Source organism: Bradyrhizobium sp. BLXBL-03, from assembly GCF_051853015.1.
GTDB lineage: Bacteria > Pseudomonadota > Alphaproteobacteria > Rhizobiales > Xanthobacteraceae > Bradyrhizobium > Bradyrhizobium manausense.
This window is the reverse complement of the sequence record NZ_CP182470.1, coordinates 8,021,036-8,040,578: the sequence shown is the minus strand read 5'-3', so window position 1 is coordinate 8,040,578 and position 19,543 is coordinate 8,021,036. Positions and strand designations below refer to the sequence as shown.

Annotated in this window: 20 protein-coding genes; 14 read left to right on the top strand and 6 right to left on the bottom strand. The window is 64.8% G+C overall.

The annotated features are described in order from the left end of the window. Window positions 1-91 precede the first annotated feature (91 nt). The 7 genes from xylB to ACNJX9_RS37880 all read left to right on the top strand — a co-directional run bounded on the left by xylB (window position 92) and on the right by ACNJX9_RS37880 (window position 7,783). The gene (gene xylB / locus ACNJX9_RS37910) at window positions 92-1,549 is read left to right on the top strand and encodes a xylulokinase (RefSeq protein WP_439407176.1); all 1,458 of its coding nucleotides are present in this window, start codon (window positions 92-94) and stop codon (window positions 1,547-1,549) included. Next, window positions 1,546-2,868 carry a xylose isomerase gene (xylA, locus tag ACNJX9_RS37905; protein ID WP_439407174.1) on the top strand — a complete coding sequence of 441 codons (1,323 nt, stop codon included), beginning with the start codon at window positions 1,546-1,548 and terminating at the stop codon, window positions 2,866-2,868. The genes xylB and xylA overlap by 4 nt, the downstream gene beginning before the upstream one ends. A gap of 13 nt (window positions 2,869-2,881) precedes the next feature. Continuing rightward, window positions 2,882-3,643 carry an ATP-binding cassette domain-containing protein gene (locus ACNJX9_RS37900; protein ID WP_057742609.1) on the top strand — a complete coding sequence of 254 codons (762 nt, stop codon included), beginning with the start codon at window positions 2,882-2,884 and terminating at the stop codon, window positions 3,641-3,643. Then, window positions 3,643-4,713, top strand: a complete 1,071-nt coding sequence (locus ACNJX9_RS37895) for an ABC transporter permease (RefSeq protein WP_057742612.1) — start codon at window positions 3,643-3,645, stop codon at window positions 4,711-4,713. The genes ACNJX9_RS37900 and ACNJX9_RS37895 overlap by 1 nt, the downstream gene beginning before the upstream one ends. Window positions 4,714-4,814: 101 nt before the next feature. Further along, a complete protein-coding gene (locus ACNJX9_RS37890; RefSeq protein ID WP_271598700.1) occupies window positions 4,815-5,747 on the top strand; it encodes a sugar-binding protein in 933 nt (310 codons plus the stop codon). A gap of 206 nt (window positions 5,748-5,953) precedes the next feature. Beyond that, window positions 5,954-6,934 (top strand): aldo/keto reductase, encoded by a 981-nt coding sequence (locus ACNJX9_RS37885; RefSeq protein WP_439410207.1) that lies wholly within the window; start codon window positions 5,954-5,956, stop codon window positions 6,932-6,934. A gap of 3 nt (window positions 6,935-6,937) precedes the next feature. Next, window positions 6,938-7,783 (top strand): amidohydrolase family protein, encoded by an 846-nt coding sequence (locus ACNJX9_RS37880; RefSeq protein ID WP_057742616.1) that lies wholly within the window; start codon window positions 6,938-6,940, stop codon window positions 7,781-7,783. Window positions 7,784-7,884: 101 nt separating this feature from the next. Here the strand turns inward: ACNJX9_RS37880 and ACNJX9_RS37875 are convergent, their stop codons facing one another. From ACNJX9_RS37875 to ACNJX9_RS37865, 3 genes are all read right to left on the bottom strand, one after another. Beyond that, window positions 7,885-8,250 (bottom strand): nuclear transport factor 2 family protein, encoded by a 366-nt coding sequence (locus ACNJX9_RS37875; protein ID WP_057742618.1) that lies wholly within the window; start codon window positions 8,248-8,250, stop codon window positions 7,885-7,887. A 153-nt stretch (window positions 8,251-8,403) separates the two neighbouring features. Further along, window positions 8,404-8,754: a RidA family protein gene (locus ACNJX9_RS37870; protein ID WP_057742620.1), complete on the bottom strand. Its 351-nt coding sequence runs from the start codon at window positions 8,752-8,754 to the stop codon at window positions 8,404-8,406. A 119-nt stretch (window positions 8,755-8,873) separates the two neighbouring features. Next, on the bottom strand, window positions 8,874-10,544 hold the full coding sequence (locus tag ACNJX9_RS37865) for an FAD-binding dehydrogenase (RefSeq protein WP_439407170.1): 1,671 nt from the start codon (window positions 10,542-10,544) through the stop codon (window positions 8,874-8,876). Between the two features lie 250 nt (window positions 10,545-10,794). On the opposite strand from ACNJX9_RS37865, the gene ACNJX9_RS37860 reads away from it, so the two are divergent. The 5 genes from ACNJX9_RS37860 (at window position 10,795) to ACNJX9_RS37840 (ending at window position 15,116) form a co-directional block, all read left to right on the top strand. Continuing rightward, window positions 10,795-11,265, top strand: coding sequence for a hypothetical protein (locus ACNJX9_RS37860; RefSeq protein ID WP_057742624.1), 471 nt, complete (start codon window positions 10,795-10,797; stop codon window positions 11,263-11,265). 208 nt (window positions 11,266-11,473) lie between these two features. After that, a complete protein-coding gene (locus ACNJX9_RS37855) occupies window positions 11,474-11,668 on the top strand; it encodes a hypothetical protein (protein WP_439407168.1) in 195 nt (64 codons plus the stop codon). Window positions 11,669-11,692: 24 nt separating this feature from the next. After that, on the top strand, window positions 11,693-12,283 hold the full coding sequence (locus ACNJX9_RS37850) for an SCO family protein (RefSeq protein ID WP_057742628.1): 591 nt from the start codon (window positions 11,693-11,695) through the stop codon (window positions 12,281-12,283). A gap of 102 nt (window positions 12,284-12,385) precedes the next feature. Beyond that, complete coding sequence (locus tag ACNJX9_RS37845) at window positions 12,386-13,321, top strand: transporter substrate-binding domain-containing protein (protein ID WP_057742663.1); 936 nt, start codon at window positions 12,386-12,388, stop codon at window positions 13,319-13,321. Between the two features lie 151 nt (window positions 13,322-13,472). Beyond that, window positions 13,473-15,116 (top strand): lysine--tRNA ligase, encoded by a 1,644-nt coding sequence (locus ACNJX9_RS37840; protein WP_439407165.1) that lies wholly within the window; start codon window positions 13,473-13,475, stop codon window positions 15,114-15,116. A gap of 263 nt (window positions 15,117-15,379) precedes the next feature. Here the strand turns inward: ACNJX9_RS37840 and ACNJX9_RS37835 are convergent, their stop codons facing one another. Continuing rightward, on the bottom strand, window positions 15,380-16,033 hold the full coding sequence (locus ACNJX9_RS37835) for a S24 family peptidase (protein WP_439407163.1): 654 nt from the start codon (window positions 16,031-16,033) through the stop codon (window positions 15,380-15,382). Between the two features lie 306 nt (window positions 16,034-16,339). Between ACNJX9_RS37835 and ACNJX9_RS37830 the strand changes: the two genes are divergently transcribed. Beyond that, entirely contained in the window at window positions 16,340-16,684 is a 345-nt protein-coding gene (locus ACNJX9_RS37830) for a DUF952 domain-containing protein (RefSeq protein ID WP_057742634.1), read from the top strand. Then, a complete protein-coding gene (locus ACNJX9_RS37825) occupies window positions 16,681-17,778 on the top strand; it encodes a quinone-dependent dihydroorotate dehydrogenase (protein ID WP_220004145.1) in 1,098 nt (365 codons plus the stop codon). The genes ACNJX9_RS37830 and ACNJX9_RS37825 overlap by 4 nt, the downstream gene beginning before the upstream one ends. Window positions 17,779-17,795: 17 nt before the next feature. Here the strand turns inward: ACNJX9_RS37825 and ACNJX9_RS37820 are convergent, their stop codons facing one another. Then, window positions 17,796-19,121: an MATE family efflux transporter gene (locus ACNJX9_RS37820; protein WP_439407162.1), complete on the bottom strand. Its 1,326-nt coding sequence runs from the start codon at window positions 19,119-19,121 to the stop codon at window positions 17,796-17,798. An 85-nt stretch (window positions 19,122-19,206) separates the two neighbouring features. Further along, the gene (locus ACNJX9_RS37815; protein ID WP_057742640.1) at window positions 19,207-19,509 is read right to left on the bottom strand and encodes a DUF6460 domain-containing protein; all 303 of its coding nucleotides are present in this window, start codon (window positions 19,507-19,509) and stop codon (window positions 19,207-19,209) included. Window positions 19,510-19,543: the final 34 nt, after the last annotated feature.

The window sequence follows — 19,543 nt, the reverse complement described above, 5'->3', positions numbered from 1 at the left end:
CGCGACGTCAGATCGCGCACCGCGGCAGCGTGATCCGGAAAGCAATGGTTGTCCGGACGAAGCACGCTCAAAACGAAGAGGGAGGACGCGTTTGTTTATCGGATTGGACATCGGCACGTCCGGTGTGAAAGCGGTGCTTGTGAACGAGGCCGGCGCGGTTGTCGCGACGGCCGCGCGCGAGCTTGCGCTGTCGCATCCGCAGCCGCTGTGGTCCGAGCAGGATCCGGATTCCTGGGTCGAGGCCGCCATCGGCGCCGTCGACGATCTTGCCGCCGCTCGTCCCGGTGATGTCGCCGCCGCGCGCGGCATCGGCCTGTCAGGCCAGATGCATGGCGCCACGCTGCTTGACATCGATGGACGCCCGCTGCGGCCCGCGATCCTCTGGAACGATGGCCGTTCGCATGCTGAATGCGTCGAACTCGAGCGCCGCTGCCCCTCGCTGCATGCTATCGCCGGAAATCTGGCGATGCCCGGCTTCACCGCGCCAAAGCTGCTCTGGGTCGCGCGGCACGAGCCGCAGGTCTTCAAGCGCGTTGCCAAGGTGCTGCTGCCGAAGGCCTATGTCCGCTACCGGCTGACCGGGGAGATGGTCGAGGACATGTCGGATGCATCAGGCACGCTCTGGCTCGATGTCGGCCAGCGCCGCTGGTCGGCGGAGCTGCTGCAGGCCACCGGGCTCGATCTGCACCACATGCCGCGCCTGGTCGAGGGCAGCGAGGCGAGCGCAACGCTTGCGGGCGAGTTCGCGCAGCGCTGGGGCATGGCAAAGAATGTCGTCGTTGCCGGTGGCGCCGGCGACAATGCAGCGAGTGCGATCGGGCTCGGCGCGATCGCACCGGGCGATGCCTTCCTGTCGCTCGGAACCTCCGGTGTCATCTTCCGCGTCACCGACAAATTTGCGCCGGCGCCGGCCCTCGCCGTGCACGCCTTCTGTCATGCGCTGCCCGGCCTCTGGCACCAGATGGGCGTGATGCTCTCGGCCGCCGCTTCGCTGGCCTGGCTCTCCGGCGTGATGGCGACACCGACAGCCTCGTTGCTCGCGCCGCTCGGCGACACCGTAACCGGGCCAGGCCCGGTGAAGTTTCTGCCCTATCTCGATGGCGAGCGCACGCCGCACAATGATGCAGCCGCGGCCGGCGCTTTCATCGGTCTGCGCGGCGCCACCGGGCGCGACGCAATCGTGCAGGCGGTGCTCGAAGGCGTCGCCTTTGCCGCGCGCGACAATCTTGCCGCGCTCGGCAGTGCCAGCTCGGCGATCTCTGAAGTTGATCTCGTCGGCGGCGGCTCCCGCTCGGCGTTGTGGGCGCAGATCTGCGCCGACGTGCTCGGCATTGCCGTGCATCGCGTCGAGGAGGGTGAGGTCGGCGCCGCGCTCGGCGCTGCCCGGCTCGGCCGGCTCGCCGCTAGGGGCGAAAATCCCGCGCAGGTCTGCACGCGTCCGCGGCGCCTTGCGACGTCAACACCCAACCCGTCGCGCGCTGCGGCCTATGACGAGGCCTATCAGCAGTGGCGCAAGCTCTACCCCGCGTTGAAGGAGTTTTCACTGTGAACGCGTTACCAAAATTCTTCGGCGCCGCCGACCCCGTCGCCTATGGCGGCAAGGACGCCAAGAACCCTATGGCCTTCCGCTGGTATGACAAGGACCGCGTCGTCCGCGGCAAGCGGCTCGAGGATCATCTGCGCTTTGCGGTCTGCTATTGGCATTCGTTCTGCTGGCCCGGCGGCGATCCCTTCGGCGGCGAGACCTTCCTGCGTCCATGGCATCACGGCTCCGACGCCATGGCGATGGCGCGCGCCAAGGCCGACATCGCCTTCGAGCTGTTCCGACTGCTCGACGTGCCCTTCTTCACGTTCCACGACGTCGATGCCGCGCCCGAAGGCTTAACGCTCGCCGAATCCGTCGCCAACCTCAATGCGATCGGCGACATCTTCGAGAAGAAGATGGCCTCGGCCAAGGTGCGGCTGCTGTGGGGCACCGCGAACCTGTTCACGCACCGCCGCTACATGGCGGGCGCGGCGACCAATCCCGATCCTGACGTCTTCACCTATGCCGCCGGACAGGTCCGCGCCGCGCTGGAGGTGACGAACCGGCTCGGCGGGCAGAACTACGTGCTGTGGGGCGGCCGCGAAGGCTACGAGACCCTGCTCAACACCGATCTCAAGCGCGAGCTCGACCAGCTGGGCCGCTTCGTCTCGCTTGTCGTCGAGCACAAGCACAAGATCGGCTTCAAGGGCCCGCTTCTGATCGAGCCCAAGCCGAAGGAGCCGACCAAGCATCAATATGATTTCGACGTCGCCACCTGCTACGGCTTCCTGCAGCGCTACGACCTGCTCAAGGACGTCAAGCTCAACATCGAGCAGAACCACGCCATCCTCGCCGGCCATTCCTTCCAGCACGAGGTGGCCCTGGCCCAGGCGCTCGGCGTGTTCGGCTCGCTCGACATCAACAGGGGCGACGATCTGCTCGGCTGGGATACCGACCAGTTCGCCATGAACGTGCCGGAGCTGGCACTGGTGTTCCACGACATGATCAGGGGCGGCGGCTTCACCACCGGCGGTCTCAATTTCGATGCAAAGATCAGGCGTCAATCGATCGACCCTGATGATCTCATCCACGCCCATGTCGGCTCGATGGACGCCTGCGCACGGGCGCTGCTCGCAGCAGTCGACATGCTCGACGCCGAGGCGCTCACCGGGCCGCTCGCCGAGCGTTATGCGGGATGGACCGATAGCGAAGGGCAGGCGATCATGGCAGGCAAGCGATCGCTGGCCGATCTCTCTGATCGCGCGCTTGCCCCCGGTTTCGATCCGCAGCCGCGGTCGGGCCGTCAGGAATATCTCGAATCTCTCGTCAACCGGTACGTCTGAGCGAGGCCCGAGCATGACAACTTCTTCGACAAGCCAGCCGGTGCTGGAATTGACCGGGATCGGCAAGGAGTTCGGCGCGATCCGCGCGCTGCATGGCGTCAACATGCATGTCCATCCCGGCGAAGTGGTCGGCCTGATGGGCGACAACGGCGCCGGCAAGTCGACGCTGGTCAAGATCATCGCCGGCAATTTCCGCCCGACCCATGGCGAGATCCGCTTCGACGGCCATCCCGTCCACTTCAGCCGCCCGGTCGACGCCCGCGCGGTGGGCATCGAGGTCGTCTATCAGGACCTCGCGCTCGCCGACAATCTGTCGGCCGCGGCGAACGTCTTTCTCGGCCGCGAGCTCAAGCGCAAATTCGGACCCATCGCGCTGCTCGATCACAAGGCGATGGCGTCGCGCGCGCTGGAGCTGTTCGGCGAGCTGCGCTCGGAAACCCGGCCGCATGATCTGGTCAAGCAGATGTCCGGCGGCCAGCGTCAGGCGGTGGCGATCGCGCGCACACGCCTCTCCAACGCCAAGCTGGTGATGATGGACGAGCCGACCGCCGCGATCTCCGTGCGCCAGGTCGAGCAAGTGCTGAGCCTGATCCACCGTCTGAAGGAGCAGGGCGTCGCGGTGATGCTGATCTCCCACCGCATGCCCGACGTGTTCGCCGTGTGCGACCGCGTGATCGTCATGCGCCGCGGCGAGAAGCGGGCCGACAAGCCGATCCACGACACGTCCCCCGAGGAAGTCACCGCCCTTATCACCGGCGCGAAGGAGGCGGCGTAATGTCCGTACCCATGGAAAACCCGATCTCCTTCACCAATGTCGGCCGCAGCAAATGGTGGCACCGGGGCATCTTTGCCTCGCAGACCGGCTACGTGCTGCTGGCGCTGGTGGTGCTGATGATCGTGATGCGTTTTGCCAGCCCTTACTTCTTTACCGAGGGCAACATGCAGAACGTGGCGAAGAACTTTTCCTTCATCGCCATCGCCACGCTCGGAATCACCTTCGTCATCATCACCGGCGGCATTGATCTCTCCGTCGGCTCGATGATGTGTTTTTCCGCGATGATCACCTCCATGGTCATGGTCGAGCTGTCGGCGCCGGGATCGTATTTCGTCCACATGGCAGCCGATGGCAAGACGGTCGTCGCCAATGTGCCCGGATTGATCCTGCTGATCTCGGTGCTTGCCGGGCTGTTCACCGCGTTCATAGTCGGGATTTTCAACGGCTTCTGCATTGCGGTGCTCGGGCTGTCGCCCTTCGTCACCACGCTCGGCATGCTCTCGATCGTGCGAGGGCTGGCTTATGTCGTCTCGAACGGCCGTGGCAGCTTTCCGGGCGGGCCCGATGCCGATTTGTTCTACGCATTGACCTCGGGTGACGTGTACGGCGTGCCCGCGCCCTTCATCTACCTGGTGATCCTCGCGGTCGTGATGGCGGTTGTGCTGCATCACACGAGTTTCGGCCGCCACGTCTTCGCGCTCGGCGGCAACGAGAAGGCGGCGGAGTTGACTGGTATTCCGGTCGTGCGCGTGAAGATCCAGGTCTATGTGATCTGCGCGCTCGCCGCCGGTCTGCAAGGCATCATCATCTCGGGCTGGCTGGGATCCGCGCCCGCGAACATGGCGACGTCCTACGAGCTCAACGTCATCGCCGCCGCCGTTATCGGTGGCGCCAATCTTGCCGGCGGCCTCGGCGGACCGCTCGGCGCCATCGTCGGCTGCGTGCTGCTGGAGGTGATCCGCAACGGCCTCGTGCTCGCGCAGGTCAACTCCTACTGGCAGCAGACGCTGGTGGGCGTGATCATCATTCTTGCCGTGCTGGTCGATCGCATCCGCTCGCGCATGACTTAACACTTAACCAGTTACTCCGGCAGGACAACGAAAGATCGTCTATCCGCCTGCCGGGGCATCACATCACAAATGGATAGGCATCAAAGTGTGGAGGGAATGGTATGAAGAAGCTTCTGTTGGCTGGCGTGACCATCGCGATGATGGCGACCCCGGCATTTGCCCAGACCTACAAGTTCGCCGTCGTTCCCAAGGCGATGAACAACCCGTTCTTCGACGTGGCGCGTGACGGCTGCCTGAAGCGCGCCAAGGAACTCGGCAATGTCGAGTGCATCTACAAGGGGCCGATCGAGCACGAGCCGGCGACGCAGGCGCAGATCATCCAGGACTTCATCACCCAGAAGGTGGATGGGCTCGCGATCTCGGTTGCCGACGTCGCGTCGATGACCAAGTCGATTGAGGCTGCGACCGCGGCAGGCATCCCCGTCATCACGTTTGACGCGGACGCGCCGGGCTCCAAGCGCATCGCCTATATCGGCACCAACAACAAGGACTTCGGGTTGGCGCTCGGCAAGCAATTGCTGCAGCTTCGGCCCGAGGGCGGCAAATATGCCATGGTCTCCGGTGGTCCGGGCGCCAAGAACCTCGCCGAACGTGTCGATGGTGTCCGCGAGGCGTTGAAGGGCTCGAAGTGGGTCGAGGTGCAGGGTTCGCCGACCTTCTGCAACGACGATTCCACGCTCGCGGTCCAGCAGATGTCCGACCTGCGCACCGCGACGCCCGATCTCGCCGCGATCGTTCCGGTCGGCGGCTGGCCGATGTTCGCGCCTGAGGGCTTCAAGGCCTTCGTTAACAAGAACAAGAAGGACATCGACAGCGGCAAGCTGACGCTCGTCGTTGCCGATACGCTGAAGATGCAGCTCGAGTTGCTGCGCGACGGCTACTCCAACGCGCTCACCGGCCAGCGCCCGTTCGAAATGGGCGAGAAGTCGATGGACACGTTGCTCGCGATCAAGAAGGGCCAGAAGGTTCCGGAAGTGATCTACACCGGCCTCGACCTCGTGACCAAGGATAACGTCGCTCAATTGTTGAAGTAGGAACGTTACCAGCCCAACGTTCCTGCGCTGACCACCCTCTCCCCTTGTGGGAGAGGGTGGCTTCGCGTAGCGAAGCCGGGTGAGGGGTTCTCTCCGCGAGTCCCGCTCGTGTGATATGCGCCGAGAGAACCCCTCGTCCGCCTTGCCTTCGGCAAGGCACCTTCTCCCACAGGGGGAGAAGGAAGGGAGCCCGCAAGGTGAATAAGATGAAAAAAGCGCGGCTAGCTGACAATCTCGAAGTCACGTCAATCGGCCTCGGCTCGGCGCCGCTCGGCGGCCTGTTCTCGGCGGTCAGCGATGCGGACGCGGAGGCCACCGTCGCAAAGGCCTGGTCGCTCGGTGTCCGCTTCTTCGATACCGCGCCGCTTTATGGCTTCGGCCTCGCGGAACGCCGTTTGGGTGCTTTCCTGCGGCAACAGCAGCGCGAGTCCTATGTGATCTCGACCAAGGTCGGCCGCCTGCTGCGCGCGCCTGACAGTACGACCGTCGAGGACGATCATTTCAAGGACGCACCCAGCTTGCGGCCGCGATTTGATTTCAGCTATGACGGCGTGATGCGCTCGGTGGAGGAAAGCCTGGAGCGCCTCGGGCTCGATCGCGTCGACGTCCTGCTCGTGCACGATCCCGACGATCACTATGATGCCGCCGTCAGCGGCGCCTTCCGCGCGCTGATACGTCTGCGCGGCGACGGCACCGTGAAAGCGATCGGTTCCGGCATGAACCAGTGCGAGATGCTCACGCGTTTTGCCGAAGCCGTCCCGGTCGATTGCTTCCTGCTCGCCGGCCGCTACACGCTGCTCGACCAGGGCGCGCTGGATGCGCTGTTCCCGATCTGCATTGCGAAGAATATCGGCATCCTGCTCGGCGGCATCTACAACAGCGGCATTCTGGCCAATCCGCACACGGGCGCGAAGTTCAACTATGAGGACGCCGACGCGGCCCTCGTGGCGCGCGCGCTCGAGCTCGACCAGCTCTGCCGCAAGCATGGCACCGAGCTGAAGGCCGCCGCGCTCCAGTTCGGCATGGCCCATCCGGCCGTGACCGTTGCCGTGATGGGCGCGCGCAACGCGAGCGAGGTCGCCGACAATATCGCGATGTCGGAGCGCACGGTGCCGCAGGCCTTCTGGCAGGAGCTGCGCGCCAGGAATCTCGTCGACCCGCGGGCGCCACTGCCGGGCGGAGCGTGAGTCATGGTCATCGACGCCCACCAGCATTTCTGGGATCCCGCGCGCGCCGACTATCCCTGGATGATGGCGCCTGAGCTGGCGCCGATCCGCCGCGCCTTCGGTCCCGCCGATCTCGCGCCGCTGCTGCAGGCGAACGGCATCGATGCAAGCATCGTGGTGCAGTGCCGCTCGTCGCTCGCGGAGACCGAGGAATTCTTGGCGACCGCGCATGCCACGCCCTCCGTCATCGGCGTCGTCGGCTGGGCCGACCTGACCGACGCCGCGCTCGGCGATGCGCTCGATCGCCTGCGCACCTTGCCGGGCGGCGCCAAGCTGGTCGGCATCCGCCACCAGGTTCATGACGAGGCCGATCCCGAATGGCTGCTCCGCACCGAGGTCCAGCGCGGATTGGCGGAAATCTTCGCCCGTGATCTCGCCTACGACTTCCTCGTCCGCACCCGCGAGCTGCCCGCCGCGATCGCAACCGCAAAAGCCTTTCCGCAAGCCCGCTTCGTGCTCGACCACGCTGCAAAGCCGCCGATCGCAGCTGGCGGCAGCGCCGAATGGTCCGAGCGCATCGCGCAGCTCGCAGCCTGCGACAATGTCTGGTGCAAGGTCTCGGGTCTCGCGACCGAAGCAAAGTGGGACGATTGGGACGCCGAGCGGCTGTTTCCGTATCTCCGGCACGTCGCGAATTGTTTTGGCGAGGATCGCCTGATCTTCGGCTCGGATTGGCCGGTGTGCCTGCTCGCCGGCAGCTACAGCGAGATCAAGAGCGCGCTGGAAGCGTGCTTGGCGAAGCTCGGGCCAAGCGTGCGCGAGAAGGCGTTCGGGGTGAATGCCAAGGCTGCGTATCGGCTCGCAGGATAAGCCGAGCGCAAGCCAAACAGCAGGTGTCGTCCCGGCCTGGTGCGCAATTGCGCAACTAGGCCGGGACGACCACTGAGTTTGAGGCGGCGCTTACATCCCCTTCACGCCCCCGCGGGCACCTGATCCAGGAATCCCGTAATGCTCTTGATCCGCCCGTCCTTCAGCACGGCGAAATCCGTCCCCTTGATCGGGCTGTCGACGCCGTCAGGGCCGAGCCCCCACGAAAATCGGACATGGTCGCCGTAGCCGTTGGGCTCGCCGATCAGGCTGAACTTGAAGTCAGGAAAGCGCTGCTGCACGCCTGATATCAAGGCGTCGATGCCGTCCCTGCCATCGCCCTTCATCAGCGGATCGACATAGCTCGCATCCGCCGTCCAGTTTTCACTGAGCAATTCGCGCCGGCGATTTTGCCCGCGCTCGTTCCAGAGATCGATATAGCGGCGGGCGATGGTGATGGGGTCGGTCATGGTGCTCTCCTGCGATGGGGCCGCTTGGTTCGGCTGACCTGACTATCGAAGGTTCGCGCGCAGGGATCGATTACCTCGGAGATCATGTGTCCGTAAAAAAAAAGAGCGCGATGGGTCGCATCGCGCTCCTGTCGCATGTTGGGGCCGCGAAAATTACTTCGCCGCCGTCACCATGATCTCGACGGTGTACTGCGGCGCCGCGAGCTTGGCTTCGACGGTGGCGCGGGCCGGGGTGTTGCCGGGCGACACCCAGCCGTCCCACACCGCGTTCATTTCCTGGAACGTCTTCATGTCGGTGATGTAGATCGTGGCTGACAGCAGCTTCGACTTGTCGGTGCCGGCCTTGGCGAGGTGGCCGTCGATGGTCTTCAGGATGTCCTGGGTCTGCTTGGTCACGCTTTCGCCGGCCGCATTGCTGGCGACGACGCCGGCGAGATAGACGGTGTCGCCGTGCACGACCACCTGGCTCATGCGCGGGCCGGTTTCAAAACGCTGGATGCTCATTTGCGGAATCTCCTTCAGGGAATGGCGGCCCTGTCTAGCCCAGCCCCTCAAGCTGAGCCACCCCGGGCACGCATGCGTTGCCGGCGGCGCATGCATCCTCGATGACGCATGCGTCCTGCCTATCCCACCGCTTTCGCTGCCGCACGCCCGGCATTGCGGCCGGAGAACAGGCAGCCGCCGAGGAAGGTGCCTTCCAGCGAGCGATAGCCGTGCACGCCGCCGCCGCCGAAGCCTGCGGCTTCGCCGACCGCATACAATCCGGGAATGACGCTGCCCTCGGCGCCGAACACGCGCGAGTCGAGGTCGGTCTCGAAGCCGCCCAGCGTCTTGCGGGTGAGAATGTTGAGCTTCACCGCGATCAGCGGTCCCTGCGCGGGATCGAGAATCCGGTGCGGGGGCGCGGTGCGGATCAGCCTGTCGCCGATGTAGCGCCGCGCATTGTGGATGTTCATCACCTGCGCGTCCTTGACGTAAGGGTTGGCGATCTCGCGGTCGCGCGCCTCGATCTGCATCCTGACGTGCGCGAGCTTGAGCAGATCGTTGCCGGCGAGCTTGTTCATGGCGGCGACGAGGTCCTCGATTCGGTCGCGCACGATGAAGTCGACACCGTGGCTCTTGAACGCCTCCACCGGTGCCGGCGCGCCCTTGTTGGTGGCGCGGCGCAAGGTCATGCGCCAGCTTTTGCCCGTGAGGTCGGGGTTCTGCTCCGAGCCCGACAGCGCAAATTCCTTCTTGATGATGGCCTGCGTCAGGACGAACCAGGAATAATCATACCCCGTCGACATGATGTATTTGAGCTGGCCGAGCGTATCCGAGCCGGGAAACAGCGGCGCCGGCAGTCGCGTGCCTGTGGCGTCGAACCACATCGAGGAGGGCCCGGGCAGGATGCGGATGCCGTGGCGCGGCCAGATTGGTGACCAGTTCTGGATGCCCTCGACGTAGTGCCACATGCGGTCGCGGTTGATCAGCCGCGCGCCTGTCTTCTCGGTGATGCCGATCATGCGGCCGTCGACATGCTCCGGCACCCCTGAAATCATGAACTTCGGGGGATCGCCGAGCCGCCTGGGCCAGTTCGCCCGCACCAGATCATGATTGCCGCCGATGCCGCCGGAGGCGACGATCACGGCCTGCGCCTTCAACGCGAATTCGCCGACGATAGCGCGCGACGAGCTCTTGCCGCGCTCGACATTGGTCGCTTCGAGGATCGCGCCGCTGACGCCGTCAACGGTACCGTTGGTGATCGACAGCGCATCGACGCGATGGCGGAACCTGAAGATCAGCCGCCCGCTCTTGGCGGCCTCGCGCGCGCGGCGCTCGAACGGCTCGACGATGCCGGGGCCCGTGCCCCAGGTGACGTGAAAGCGCGGCACCGAATTGCCGTGGCCCATTGCGTCATAGCCGCCGCGCTCGGCCCAGCCGACCACGGGAAAGATGCGATGACCCATCGCGCGCAGCCAGTCACGCTTCTCGCCGGCGGCAAACGCGACATAGGCCTCCGCCCATTGGCGCGGCCAAAAGTCCTCGTCGCGGTCGAAGCCGGCGGTGCCGAGCCAGTCCTGCATGGCGAGATCAAAGGAGTCCTTGATGCCGAGCCGGCGCTGCTCCGGCGAATCAACCAGGAACAACCCGCCGAACGACCAGAACGCCTGGCCGCCGAGTGACTGCTCGCCTTCCTGATCGAGGACGATCACGCGCTTGCCGGCATCGGCAATCTCGGTCGCTGCGACCAGCCCGGATAGTCCTGCGCCGACGACAATGACGTCCGCCTGGTCAGCCCGAAGGTCGGTCATGAGTTCCCCCCTGTAGTTGTCCGGAATTGAAGCCCGTTGCCGTAACTGAGATCAAGGACGTGTCGCGTAAGGCATCGTTAACTTGTTCCACTTTGGGATTGAGCCAGGCGGAGTGCAGCGCGGACGCAACACTGGATTTGAATTTGTTTTGAGCGAGCCGGCCTGCCTAGACAAAACCACGGTAACGACCGACGCTAGGCGCGCATCACCACCTGACACGCAGATTCGAAAACGACTGGGGCGGGGGCCAATGAAGTTTCTGACGGGGTTGCTTGCGGCGGCTTGCCTGATCGCTTGCATGGGGGCGTCTCACGCGGTGGTTCGGATCGCGGATGATCGTGGCGGCCGGATCGGAACCTACGTCGACAAATACCAGGACCTCAGGCAGTCAGGCGATACCGTCATCATCGACGGTCTCTGCGCCTCCGCCTGCACCATCGTCCTCGGCGCCATCCCGCACGACCGCATCTGCGTCACCTCGCACGCCACGCTCGGCTTCCACGCCGCCTGGGACTTCGGCAGCAACGGCCGCGCCATCACCAATCCCGAAGCCACCCAGATGCTCTATGCGATGTATCCCTCGCAGGTGAAGCGCTGGATCTCACAGCGTGGTGGCCTCACGCCGCACATGCTGTTCCTGCGGGGCAAGCAGCTCCAGGCCATGTACAAGCCCTGCTACATGGACGCGCAAGCCTCGGCCAACAAGCCATCGGCAAGGTAGTCCCTCGCTTCTCACGCTCACCTTCGTCATGGCCGGGCTTGTCCCGGCCATCCACGTTTTTTGGGCACGCAAAGGAGGTTCGTGGATGCCCGGGACAAGCGCGGGCATGACGGGAGAACTCATCACCAATTGATCTCCGCCAGCCCCGTTCCGCTTGTCCGGCCACGCCCGAGCGCCTATTTCAAAGGCAGGGAACCCGATCCTTGTCATGGCTCAACCACTGCACCAGGCGCATTCGCTAAGGGACAATTCGCCCACTGCCGGGCGCGCGCCGTCTGTGCTGCTGTGGACAGGGGCTGGCGTCGGTGGGCTTCTCGTGATCGGCGCGCTCGCGCTCTGGTTCCACTATGGCACCCAGGTGTTCTTCGAAATGATCAGGACTGGCTTTGCCGCCTGCTTCTGACCCGCGACAGGAAGTTTCCCGCTCATGAGCTCCACTGCCCGTCCGCTGGTGATCGCGACCGCTTTCGCCGCAAGTCTCGTCCTCGGGCTCCTCATCATATTCTGGGCCATGGGCGGGGTCAGCAAGGTGGCGCAGCCGGCCGCGATCGGCGGCCCGTTCCAGCTCACCGACCAGAACGGCAAGACCGTCACCGAGGCGAGCCTCAAGGGCAAGCCGACCCTCATCTTCTTCGGCTACACCCATTGCCCTGACGTCTGCCCCACCTCGCTGTTCGAGATGTCGGAAGTGCTGCGCGCGATGGGCAAGGATGCCGACAAGGTCAACGCCGTCTTCATCTCGGTTGATCCGGAGCGCGATACGCCCGCGACCATGAAGGACTATCTCTCCAGCTTCGATCCGCATCTCGAAGGCCTGTCCGGCGATCCCGCCGAGACCGCCAAGGTGATCACCTCCTACCGGGTCTATGCCAAGAAGGTCCCGACCAAGGACGGCGACTACACCATGGACCACACCGCGCTGATCTACCTGATCGATCGCGACGGCCGCTTCGTCTCGCCGTTCAACCTGAAGCGGACCCCGGAAGAGGCGGCGGCGGATCTGAAGAAGTACCTGTAGGGACACCCGCAGGCGGGGGGAGGAGTGCATTTCGGCTCGCGTTCCCGGCCGGATGGTCTATAAGGCCTTCCGATCCCAACGAAATTCATGCATCTCCGGCCGATGGCTCCATCGCAACAGGCGAAATCGTCGAAATCTGCCCGTGGCTTGCTGACGGGGCTGGCCGTCACGGCCTGCCTGCTCGCAGGTTTGTCCTCGGCAAGGGCCCAGGCCCCCGCCAAGCAACCTGCCGCGGCGCCTCAGGCCACCACCCCGGTCGCACCCCAAGCCGCTCCCCAGGCGGTGCCGGGCTTCTGGGACCCGCGGCGGCGGCCGGAGCGGCCGGACCTGTCGCGCCTGACCGTGATCCGCTTCCTGACCGAGACCGACTATCCGCCGTTCAACTTCACCGGTGCCGACGGCAATCCGGCCGGCTTCAATGTCGATCTCGCCCGCAGCCTGTGCGAGGAGATCAAGGTCAGCTGCACCGTGCAAATGCGCCGCTTCGAGACGCTGGTCGATGCGCTCAGCTCCAACCGGGGCGATGCCATCATCGCCTCCATGGCGGTGAGCCCACAGCTGCGCGCGCGCGTCGACTTCACTGATCCCTATTACCGTGTGCCGGCGCGCTTCGTCTCGCGCAAGGATGCGGTGATGCCGGAGATTCGCCCCGAATATCTCGAAGGCAAGAAGGTTGGCGTCATCGCGGGCTCCGCGCATGAAGCCTATCTGAAGGCGATGTTCACCGACGCCGAGCTGCACCCCTATCCGAACGACGACGCGCTCCGCGCCGCGCTTCGCAAGGGCGAGGTCGATTTCATCTTCGGCGACGCCATCTCGCTGGCGTTCTGGATCAACGGCACCGACTCAGGCGATTGCTGCGCCTTCTCCGGCGGTCCCTTCGTGGAGAGCCGCTTCTTCGGCGAAGGCATCGGCATCGCCGTGCGCAAGGGCAATGACGTGCTGCGCCAGGCCCTGAACTGGGCCCTGTTCCGCGTCTGGGAAAAAGGCCGCTACACCGATCTGTGGCTGAAGTATTTTTCGGTGAGCCCGTTCTAGCCAACCATCGTCATTCCGGAGCGCGCGAAGCGCGAATCCGGAATCTCGAGATTCCGGGTTCGATGCGGACGCATCGCCCCGGAATGACGACCGAGACCATTTTTGCATTCTGCCCGGAAATCGCTATTTTCCGCGGCCCGGAGGCCCCTTGATGTCCGTTATCGACCCGAACATGAGCCCGAGCGATCTTCGTGCGCTCGCCGAACAATCCAACGCCTGGCCGTTCGAGCAGGCGAAGGCCATTGTCGCGCGGCTGAAGAAAAGCCCGAAGGACGAGGTGCTGTTCGAGACCGGCTACGGACCCTCCGGCCTGCCGCATATCGGCACGTTCGGCGAGGTCGCGCGCACCTCGATGGTGCGCCATGCCTTCCGCGTGCTGACCGAGGACAAGATCAAGACGCGGCTCCTCGCCTTCTCCGACGACATGGACGGCTTCCGCAAGGTGCCTGACAACGTGCCGAACAAGGATCTGCTGGCGCAATATCTGGGACGGCCGCTCACCGCGGTGCCGGACCCGTTCTCGAACGAGCATCCCTCGTTCGGCGATGCCAACAACGCGCGCCTGCGCGCATTTCTGGATCATTTCGGCTTCGACTACGAATTCGCGAGCTCGACCGTCTATTACAAGTCGGGCCGCTTCGACGCGACGCTGCTGAAGATGCTCGCCGCCTACGACAAGATCATGGACACCATCCTGCCGACGCTCGGGCCGGATCGCCGTGCAACCTATTCGCCGTTCCTGCCGATCAGCAAGACGACAGGTGTCGTGCTGCAGGTGCCGATGATCCGCCGCGACGTCGCGGCCGGTACGGTGACCTATGTCGACCCTGATACCAACGAGGAGGTCGAAACATCAGTCACGGGCGGTAACGTCAAGTGTCAGTGGAAGGCCGACTGGGCGATGCGCTGGGTCGCGCTCGGCGTCGACTACGAGATGGCCGGCAAGGATCTGATCGATTCCGTAAAGCTCTCCGGCGCCATCGCCAGGGCGCTCGGCGCCATGCCGCCCGAAGGCTTCAATTACGAGCTCTTCCTCGACGAGAAGGGTCAGAAGATCTCGAAGTCGAAGGGCAATGGCCTCACCATCGACGAGTGGCTGCGCTACGCCTCGCCGGAATCGCTGTCGCTGTTCATGTATCGCGAGCCGAAGGCGGCGAAGCGGCTGTTCTTCGACGTGATCCCGCGCCAGGTCGACGATTATCAGCAATTCATTGATGGCTTCCCCAGGCAGGACGCCAAGCAGCAGCTCGGCAATCCGGTCTGGCACATCCATGGCGGCCATCCGCCGCAAGGCGACATGCCCGTCACCTTCCAGCTGCTGCTGACGCTGGTGTCGTCGTCGAATGCGGAGAACGCCGAGACGCTGTGGGGCTTCATCGGTCGCTATCGTCCCGGCGTGTCGCCGCAGACGCATCCGAAGCTGGATGCAATGGTCGGCTACGCCATCAACTATTACCGCGACTTCGTCGCACCGACGAAGCAGTTCCGCGTGCCCACGGACAGCGAGCGCGCCGCGTTGCAGGACCTGCGCGATGCGCTGTCGCAGTTGCCGGCGGATGCATCGGCCGAAGACATCCAGAACGTCGTCTACGAGATCGGCCGCCGCGAGCCGTTCCTCGATCAGGCCAAGAAGGGCAAGGACGGCCGTCCCGGCGTCACGCTCGACTGGTTCAACATGCTCTACCAGGTGCTGCTCGGCCAGGAGAAGGGCCCGCGCTTCGGCTCCTTCGTCGCGGTCTACGGCGTGCAGAACGCGGTCAACATGATCGACGGCGCGCTGGCACGGAGTGCGTGAGGGCACTTGTAGCCCGGATGGAGCGAAGCGAAATCCGGGGTTCTCGCAACATGCACGACCTGTCCCGGATCGCGCTTCGCTCCATCCGGGCTACCTACCTGCGCTGGAGGCGCAACCACTTTCCCCAACGTCGTCCTGGCAAAAGCCAGGATCCATAACCACCGAATCTGGCTTGGCGAAGACTCGGAGTGAACAGTTGGGCGCTGCATTTGCCTCTTGGGGTAATGGGTCCTGCCCTTCGCCAGGACGACATTGAGTTTGACTCACTGGCTCGCCCAAACAATCCTCGCCACCCACGCGACATCCCCCGCCGGCATCGTCCGCTCGCCTAGCGTCGCGTCGAGCGGCTGCAGCTCCAGCGCCTTTGCCGTGCGGCGCTTCAGCGTCGCGAGCATGACCTCGCCCGCCCTGGTCTTCACCACCACACGGTCGCCTTTGCGAACCGGCGCGCCGGGCGAGACCAGGATCACATCGCCGTTGCGATAGGCCGGCAGCAGCGAATCCCCGGCGATCTCCAGGGCAAAGGCGCTGACGTCGTCAGTGATCGGCAGCGCGATTTCGCTCCAGCCCTTGCCGGACGGCGAGCCTTGCTCGTCGAACGCGCTGCTCGCAGGCGCCTGTGCGAAGCCGAGCAGCGGTATCGTGCGGCCGTCGCCGGATTCGTCGTCGATGAGCCTGGCAAAGATCTCGATCGACGAGTCCGCTGCCGCCAGCGCCTTCGCAATCGATTCGGTCGAGGGCCAGCGCTCGCGGCCGTCGGTGGTGACGCGCTTGGACTTGTTGAAGGTGGTGGGATCGAGCCCGGCCCGCTTGGCAAGGCCAGATGGCGACAATCCGGCGCGCGCGGCCAATCGGTCCAGTGCGGCCCAGATCTGGTCGTGGGTCAGCATCCTCTGCGCTTTGGCCTGTTTGACCATGGAAGGTCCAGCCCGTCGCAACTCAGGAAAACTATCCTCAAATCAACCGGTTTTCCGTTTTTCGCGCAAGAGGGCGGCGGAAGCGTTTTCAAGCGAAGTGGTGGGTACCGGTTCGCGTCAAGAAAACGCGTCAAAACAAGAATCTAGAGACCCGTTCCGATGAAATCGGAAGGGAAAAGGCTCTAGGACTTGAGTTCGGAAGGGGCCGCCTTTACGGTCGCGCCGGGTTTTGAAGACCCGTTCGGGACGAAAAAACCAAGAGACTCAAAGAGCTGAGTCGAAGAGCAAACAGGGCTCCGGCAATCTGTGGTCAAGATCTACAAAATCTGTCCGGCCTCGGCCTGGCGCGAGGCGGAACGGCAGGGCGTGTACCGGGGCAGCGCGGACGACGCGCGCGATGGATTCATCCATTTCTCGACCGCGAGCCAGGTGCCTGAGACGCTGCGCAAGCACTATTCCGGCCAGCGCGCGCTGTTCCTGGTCGAGGTCGACGGCGATGCGCTCGGCAGCGAATTGCGCTGGGAGCGCTCGCGCAATGACGAACTGTTTCCGCATCTGTATGGCGAGCTCGATCTCGGCGCCGTGCTCTCGGTGATGAACCTCAACATACGCTCCGATGGTGGCCACGATACACCGGAGCTCGCCCCGTGATCCGCGCCTTCGATGCATTCTCGCTGCCGGTGTTGCGCTGGCTCGATCCGGAGGACGCCCACCGCCTCGCCATCCAGGGCCTGCGCTTCCTGCCGCCGGTGAAGCCACGTACCGATGATCCCAAGCTTGCCGTGCGCGCCTTCGGGCTCAACTTCCCCAACCCGATCGGCATGGCCGCAGGTTTCGACAAGAGCGCCGAGGTGCCCGACGCGCTGCTGCGGCTCGGCTTCGGCTTTGTCGAGATCGGGTCGGTGACGCCGAAGCCGCAGGCGGGCAATCCGCGGCCGCGGCTGTTTCGGCTCGAGCGCGACGAGGCTGTCATCAACCGCATGGGCTTCAACAACGACGGCGCGGAAGTCGCATTGCGCCGGCTCGCCGCGCGCGCGGCCAATGGCGGCATCGTCGGCGTCAATGTCGGTGCCAACAAGGATTCGCCCGATCGCGTCGGTGACTACGTCAAGCTGATCGAGACCTTTGCACCCGTCGCAAGCTATTTCACCGTCAACGTCTCCTCGCCGAACACGCCGGGCCTGCGCAATCTGCAGGAAGGCGCGTTGCTCGACGATCTGCTCGGACGCGTCATCGATGCGCGCGAGCGTGTGAGGCAGAAGGCCGGCGACACGCCAGTGCTGCTGAAGATCGCGCCCGACCTCAGCCTCGCCCAGCTCGACGACGTCGTCCAGGTCGCGCGCTCGCGCAAGGTCGACGGGATGATCGTGTCGAATACGACGATTGCGCGGCCGAGCACGTTGCGCGAGCAGACGCGGGCGAAAGAGCAGGGCGGCCTGTCCGGCCGGCCGCTGTTCCGGCTGTCGACGCGCATGGTCGCGGAGACCTACGTCCGGGTCGAGGGCGCCTTCCCGCTGATCGGGGTCGGTGGCGTCGACTCCGGCGGTGCGGCGCTGACAAAAATTCGCGCCGGCGCGAGCCTGATCCAGCTTTATTCGTCGCTGGTCTATAAGGGCCTCGGCCTCGTCGACGAGATCAAGCGCGATCTGACCTCGACATTGCTGCGCACGGGCCGGGATTCGCTGTCCGAGATCGTCGGCGCCGATGCGGCCACGCTGACGGCGGAAGACTGGCCTGGGATGTAAGCACCGCTGCATCCGGGCTACGACTTCGCGAACGTCGCTCGATACAGCGCCGGATACCGTGCGCCCTGCAAGCCGCCGCGCGCGACATAGAACGCGAGCAGTGCGCCCCACAGCCCGGCATTGCCGAACGATTGCAGCGCCCACCACACGCCCAAGAAGATCGCCAGCGAAGCCAGCATCAGATTGCGCATCTCGCGCGCCCAGGTGGCGCCGATATAGATGCCGTCGAAACCGAAGGCGAACACGCCGGGGATCGGCGCTATCACGATGAACGGCAGGAACTCGCGTGCGGCGCGGCGGACGTCCTCGCTCGCCGTCATGAAGCTGATGATATCGGGCCCAAACAGCGCGAACAGCACCGCGACAACAAGCGCAAAGCCGAGCCCCCACAGCAGCACCAGCCGGGTCGAATCCGCAAAGCCCTTGGCGTCGCGCGCGCCAAAGCTGCGGCCGCAGAGCTGCTGCGCGGCATTGGCGAGGCCGTCGAGGAAGAAGGCGCTGACCAGGAGAAAATTGTTCAGCACGGAGTTCGCGGCCAACGTGACGTCGCCGGCCCGCGCGCCCTTGGCGGTGAAGAACAGGAACACGGCGATCAGTGCCGCGGTGCGGATCATGATGTCGGAATTGACAGCCAACAGCCGCATCAGCCTGGTGCGGTCGAACAGCATCGCGCGGGGCACGGCGAAGCCGCCATGCGCATAGCGGCGGCAGACGATAACGCCGAGCACGAAGCCGATGCCCTCCGACAGCAGCGCGGCGATCGCCGCGCCCGCAATGCCGGTGTCGTAGACCAGCACCAGCAAAATCGTCGCCGCCATGTTGATGAGGTTGATGACGACTTGCAGCGCGAGCGCCGGATTGGCGCGGGCCAGCCCGACCAGCCAGCCGAGGATGACATAGTTGGCGAACGCGAAGGGCGACGACCAGATCCGGATCATGAAATAGGTTTTTGCGGCGTGCGTCACGCCCGCGCTGCCGCCCATCACATCGAACAGCACGCCGGCCAGCGGCAGTTGCAGCAGGATCAGTCCGCCGCCGATCAGGCCGGCGACGATGAAGCCGCGCACCAGGATCACGGTCTCCTCGCGCGTCTCGCCGGCGCCGAGCGCCTGCGCGGTGAAGGCGAGCGTGCTCATGCGCAGGAAGCCGAACAGCCAGAACAGGCAGTCGAAGATCACCGACGCCATCGCGACGCCGCCGAGCAGCGCGGCATCGTCGAGCCGGCCGATCGCGGTGGTCGAGACCACGCCGATCAGCGGCGTCGTCAGGTTCGCGACCATCGCGGGACCCGCGATGGCGAAGACCTCGCGGCTGCCGACTTTGGGATGAACCGGGGCGTGCATCAGGTGCGTGTATCCGAGCCCTGCGCCGAATGCACCATCGTGGCCGGCATGGCGTGCTTGCGCCGGCCGCGCATTTCAGAGCGCCTCAGCGGCGCGGCGAGCCGAAGATGCGCGACAACAGCCAGATCGGGATCACGATGACGGCGCCGAGCAGGAAGTAGCGCCACAGCCAGTTCACGGCGTCGAAGCCGAGATCCCAGAGACGCTGGAACAGCAGGCGAATGCTGTAAATGATATTCCAGGGGTCGAAGCCGATCGCCGCCAGCACGACGCCGACCAGGATCGAGAGCAGCACCAGGCGAAACGCGACCGCCAGCGGCGAGCCGCCGAGAAAGCGGTGCAGGCCATCGCTGTGGCCGGCCGGCAAATCTCTGACGTCGTGGGCCATCTCAAACTCCTCGTGGGGGCTAGCCCCGATTATA